This window comes from Streptomyces eurythermus (assembly GCF_014649115.1).
GTDB classification, from domain to species: domain Bacteria; phylum Actinomycetota; class Actinomycetes; order Streptomycetales; family Streptomycetaceae; genus Streptomyces; species Streptomyces eurythermus.
In genome coordinates, this window is the sequence record NZ_BMSK01000002.1 from 526,458 (window position 1) to 532,444 (window position 5,987).

Annotated in this window: 1 pseudogene; it reads left to right on the top strand. The window is 73.8% G+C overall.

The annotated features are described in order from the left end of the window. Window positions 1-44: 44 nt before the first annotated feature. A pseudogene (locus tag IE251_RS40755) lies at window positions 45-5,987 on the top strand (type I polyketide synthase); the annotation flags it as partial.

Consider the following 5,987-nt stretch of genomic DNA (forward strand, 5'->3'; position numbering starts at 1 on the left):
CCATGTCCGACGAAGAGAAGCTCCGCACCTACCTCAAGCGCGCCACGGCCGACCTGGGAGTGCTCGGCAAGCGCCTCGCCGACATGGAGGAGGCCGCGCGCGAACCGATCGCGATCATCGGCATGGGCTGCCGCTACCCGGGCGGAGTGGAGTCCCCGGACGGCCTGTGGCGACTCGTCTCGGACGGTGCCGACGCGATCACCGCATTCCCGCCGGACCGTGGCTGGGACGTCGTCTACGACCCCGACCCGGACCGGCCGGGCACGACCTACAGCCGGTCGGGCGGCTTCCTCGCCGACGGCGCCGGCTTCGACGCCGGGTTCTTCGGCATCTCGCCGCGCGAGGCACTGGCGATGGACCCGCAGCAGAGGGTGCTGCTGGAGACCGCCTGGGAGACCTTCGAGCACGCCGGCATCGACCCGACCACGCTCGGCGGCAGCCGCACGGCCGTGTTCACCGGCCTGTGGTCCTCCGGCTACGGCAACCAGCCGCCGCCGGACCTCGAAGGATTCCTCGCCACCGGAACAGCCACCAGCGCCACGTCCGGGCGGGTGTCGTACCTGCTGGGGCTGGAGGGCGCGGCGGTGTCGGTGGACACAGCGTGCTCGTCGTCGCTGGTGGCGATCCACCTGGCGGCGCAGGCGCTGCGGGCCGGGGAGTGCTCGCTGGCCCTGGCGGGCGGTGTGACGGTGATGGCCACACCGGCGGGGTTCGTCGAGTTCTCGCGGCAGCGGGGACTTGCGGCCGACGGCCGTATCAAGGCGTTCGCCGAAGCGGCTGACGGTACGGCCTGGGGCGAGGGCGCCGGCTTGCTGCTGCTGGAACGCCTGTCCGACGCCCGCCGCAACGGCCACCGGGTGCTGGCGGTGGTGCGGGGCTCGGCGGTGAACCAGGACGGCGCGTCGAACGGCCTCGCGGCGCCGAACGGTCCGTCCCAGGAACGCGTCGTCCGGCAGGCGCTGGCGAACGCCGGACTGTCGACGGCGGACGTGGACGCGGTGGAGGCCCACGGCACCGGCACCACCCTCGGCGACCCCATCGAGGCCCAGGCGCTCCTGGCGACCTACGGCCAGGGGCGGGACGAGCCGTTGTGGCTGGGGTCGGTGAAGTCGAACATCGGGCACACGCAGGCGGCGGCCGGTGTTGCTGGTGTGATCAAGATGGTCATGGCGATGCGGCACGGGCAACTGCCGCGCACCCTCCACGTGGACGCGCCGACCTCCCACGTCGACTGGTCGGCGGGCCGTGTCTCACTGCTGACCGAGGCCCGGCCGTGGCCGGAGACGGGGCGTCCCCGCCGTGCCGCCGTGTCGGCGTTCGGCATCAGCGGCACCAACGCGCATGTGGTGATCGAGGCGGCCGCCGAAGAGCCGGTCCGGGTTTCCCCGGGACCCGCGGGCGGGGTGGTGCCGTGGGTGTTGTCGGGGAAGTCGGATGCGGCGTTGCGGGAGCAGGCGCGCCGGCTGGGGGCGTTCCTGGCCGGGCATCCGGAAGCCGGCGCGGTCGCGGTGGGCCGGGCGTTGGCGGGGCGGTCGCGTTTCGAGCACCGCGCGGTGCTGAGCGGTGCGGAGGCGCTGGAGGCACTCGCGGAGGGCCGGTCGGCGCCGGACCTGGTCACCGGGACCGTCCGCCCGCTGGGCCGGTCGGTGTTCGTGTTTCCGGGGCAGGGTGCGCAGTGGGCCGGTATGGGCGGGGAGTTGTACGGCTCGGAGCCGGTGTTCCGGGAGGCGGTCGACGCGTGTGACGCGGCGCTGGCGCCGTACACCGACTGGTCGTTGGTGGAGGCGCTGACCGGCGGCACCCCGCTGGAGCGCGTGGATGTGGTGCAGCCGGCCCTGTTCGCGGTGATGGTGGCGCTGGCGGAGCTGTGGCGCGCTCATGGTGTGGAACCCGACGCGGTCGTCGGGCATTCGCAGGGCGAGATCGCGGCGGCCTGTGTGACGGGCGCGTTGTCCCTGGAAGACGCCGCCAAGGTGGTGGCGCTGCGGAGCAGAGCGCTGGCGGTGCTGGCCGACCAGGGCGGGATGGTGTCGGTCGGTCTCGGGCACGAGCAGGCCGCCGAGTTCGCGGCCCGCTGGACCGGCCGGCTGACCGTGGCGGTGGTCAACTCAGCGGACAGCGTGGTGGTTTCCGGTGATCTGGACGCGCTGGACGAACTGCTGACGGCCTGCGAGGCCGACGGCATCCGCGCCCGCCGCCTGCCGGTGAACTACGCCGCCCACTCCGCCCAAGTGGAGGCCATCCGCGAGCAGTTGCTCACCGACCTGGCCGGCATCACACCGCGTCCGGCGGCGATCCCGTTCTACTCCACGGTGACCGGCGAGGAGATCGACACCTCCGCCCTCGACGCCGCCTACTGGTACCGCAACCTCCGCGAACCCGTGCTGTTCGACCAGACCACCCGGCTGCTGCTCGACCACGGCCACGCCGTCTTCGTGGAGGTCAGCCCGCACCCGGTCCTGGTCTCCGCCGTCGAGGAGACCGGCCACCACCACGGCTCCGACCTCCTCGTCACCGGCACGCTCCGGCGCGACCAGGACGACTTCCTCACCTCGCTCGGCCGCCTGCACGTGCACGGTGTCCCGGTCGACTGGCGGTTCCCGGACGACACCGAGCCCGTCAGCCTGCCGACGTACGCCTTCCAGCGCCGGCCGTACTGGCTGCGGCCCGTCCCGGCGGCGTCGGGCGACCACCCCCTGCTCGGCACGTTCGTGGAACTGCCCGACGGCGCGGTGCTCAGCGGACGGATCTCGCTCGCCACCCACCCGTGGCTGGCCGACCACGCCGTGCGGGGCTCCGTCCTCCTGCCCGGCACCGCGTTCGCGGAAATGGCGGCCTACGCCGCCGGCCGGCTCGGCCACGCGGTCGAGGAGCTGGTGCTCGAAACGCCGCTCGTCCTCGACGACACCCCGGTGTACCTCCAGGTCGTCGTGGGCCCCGAGGACGACGGCCGCCGCCCGCTCACGGTGTACTCGCGTGCCGGCGAGGAGTGGGTGCGGCACGCCACCGGCACCCTGGGCGAGGAGCCGGTGCTGAGCGCCTGGGACTGGCCATCGGCCGGTGAGCCCCTCGACATCGATGGGCTCTACGACTCGCTGGCCGTGCTCGGCTACGAGTACGGGCCGGCGTTCCAGGGTGTCACGGCGGCCCGGCGGGTCGGCGACACCATCTACGCCGAGGTGGAGCTTCCCGCCGAGGAATCGTTTCCCCTCCACCCCGCGCTGCTCGACGCCGCACTGCACCCCATGGCGTTCCTCACCGACCGCACCGGCCTGCCGTTCGCGTTCACCGGAGTGGCGATACGACCCGCGGGCCGCCGGACGCTGCGCGTACGCCTGTCCGCCACCGGGCCGGACACGTACACCGTGGCCGTGGCCGATCCCGACGGCACCCCGGTCGCGGTCGTCACGTCGCTGACCGTCCGGGACGCCACCGCCGTCCCGGACAGCCTGTACACACTCGACTGGATCCCCCTCGCACCGGCGCCGACCGGCGGCGGTCCCGCCGACCTGGTCGTCTACGAGGTGCCCGGACCGGAGCCCGAGGCGGACACCGTCGAGGCGGCGTACGAGAGCGCACGGAGCGTACTCGCCGCGATCCAGGACCACTTGGCGGGCGAGCGGACGCGGCTGGCGGTCGTCACCCGCGACGCCGTCGCCGCCGCGCCCGGCGACGTGGTCGGCCTCCACCACTCGATGGTCTGGGGCCTGGTCCGCGGCGCGCGGGCCGAGCACCCCGGCCGGTTCGTCCTGGTCGACGCCGACCCGACCTGGGACCCCGCACTGATCGCCGGCACGGACGAGCCGGAACTGGCGGTACGCCAAGGGACGCTGCGCGTCCCCCGCCTGGTCCGCGTCGGCGCCAGCCTCACCCCGCCGGACGGACCCTGGCGACTGGAGGACACGGGCACCGGCAGCATCGACGACCTGGCGCTGGTGCCCCGCCCGGAGCTCATGGAGCCGCTGGGGCGCGGGCAGGCCCGGATCGCCATGCGGGCGGCCGGGCTCAACTTCCGGGACGTGCTGATCGCCCTCGGCGTCTACCCCGGCGCGGCCCTGATGGGCGGCGAAGGTGCGGGCGTCGTCCTCGAAACCGGCCCGGACACCCGGTTCCGGCCCGGCGACCGCGTCATGGGCCTGGTCCCCGGCGCCTTCGGCCCGGTCGCCGTCGCCGACCAGCGGCTGCTGGTCCGGATGCCCGACGACTGGTCGTTCGCCAGGGCCGCGTCCGTACCCGTGGTGTTCCTGACCGCGTGGTACGGCCTGCGCGACCTGGGCGGCCTGAAGGCCGGCGACCGGGTCCTGATCCACGCCGGCACCGGCGGCGTCGGCATGGCGGCGATCCAGCTGGCCCGGCGGCTCGGGGCGGAGGTCTTCGCCACCGCCGGTCCGGCCAAATGGCACATCCTGCGCGCCCTGGGGCTGGACGAGGACCACATCGCCTCGTCACGCACCCTGGAGTTCGAGCGGAAGTTCCCGCCCATGGACGTGGTCCTGGACTCGCTGTCCGGCGAGTTCGTCGACGCCTCCCTGCGGCTGCTCGCACCCGGCGGCCGGTTCGTGGAGATGGGCAAGACCGACATCCGCGACGCCGCCGACCGTCCCGACATCCTCTACCGGGCGTTCGACATCGCCGACGCGGGGCCGGAACGGCTCGGCGAGATCCTGGACGCCGTCGTACGGGCCTTCGCCGACGGCGAGTTCACACCGCTGCCGATCGACGTGCGTGGGGTCCGGGACGCGGTCGACGTGTTCCGGTTCATGGGCCGGGCCGCTCACATCGGGAAGATCGTCCTGACTGTTCCCGCGGATCTCGATGCGGCCGGTACGGTGCTGATCACCGGTGGTACGGGGGTGCTGGGGGGCCGTGTGGCCCGGCATCTGGTGGCCGAGCGGGGTGTGCGGCACGTGCTGCTGGTCAGCCGGAGCGGTGGCGGGGCGGCGTTGCGCGGGGAACTGTCCGGGCTGGGCGCGGAGGTGACCGTGGCCGCCTGCGACGTGGCCGACCGGGACGCGCTGGCGGCCGTACTGGACTCGATCCCGGCCGAGCATCCGCTGACCGCGGTCGTCCACGCCGCCGGTGTGCTCGACGACGCCCTGGTCGAGAACCTGACCCCCGAACGCCTCGCCGCGGTCTGGGAGCCCAAGGCACGGGCGGCGTGGAACCTGCACGAACTCACCCTCGGACGGGACGTGGCGGCTTTCGTCCTCTTCTCCTCGGCGGCCGGGACGCTGGGCGCGGCGGGGCAGGCGAACTACGCGGCGGCGAACGCCTACCTCGACGGCCTGGCCGCCTACCGGCGTGCCCAGGGCCTGCCCGGGGTGTCGCTGGCCTGGGGCCAGTGGGCCGAGGTCAGCGGACTGACCGGGCGGATGTCCGAGGCCGACGGCGAACGCCTCGCCCGCGCGGGGCTGCTGCCGATGGCGACCGACCACGCACTCGGGCTGTTGGACGGGGGCCTGGACACCGCGGAACCGGCGGTGGTCGCGGCCCGGCTCAAGGTGTCCGCACTGGGCGACCGGCCGGTGCTGCGTGCACTGGCACGCGCCCGCAAACCGGTGCGGACCACGGGACTGGTGGGCGAGCTGGGCTCGCTCCCCGAGGCCCGGCAACGCGAGATCCTGCTCGACCTGGTCCGCACCCACGCCTCGGCAGTGCTGGGCCGCAGCGACGAGATCGGTGGCGACCTGGCCTTCAAGGACCTGGGCTTCGATTCGCTGACCGGCGTGGAGTTGCGCAACCGGCTGTCCGCGGCGGTCGGGACCCGGCTGCCGGCGACGATGATCTTCGACCATCCGACTCCGGTCCGGCTGGCCGAGCACCTGCGTGAGGTGGTTCTCGGTAAGGAGCGCCGGACGATCGCGTCCGCGTCGGCTCCGCTCGCGGTGTCGGGTGATCCGGTGGTGGTGGTGGGGTTGGGGGCCCGGTATCCGGGTGGGGTGGGGTCGGCGGAGGAGTTGTGGGGTGTGGTGTCGGGTGGGGTGGAC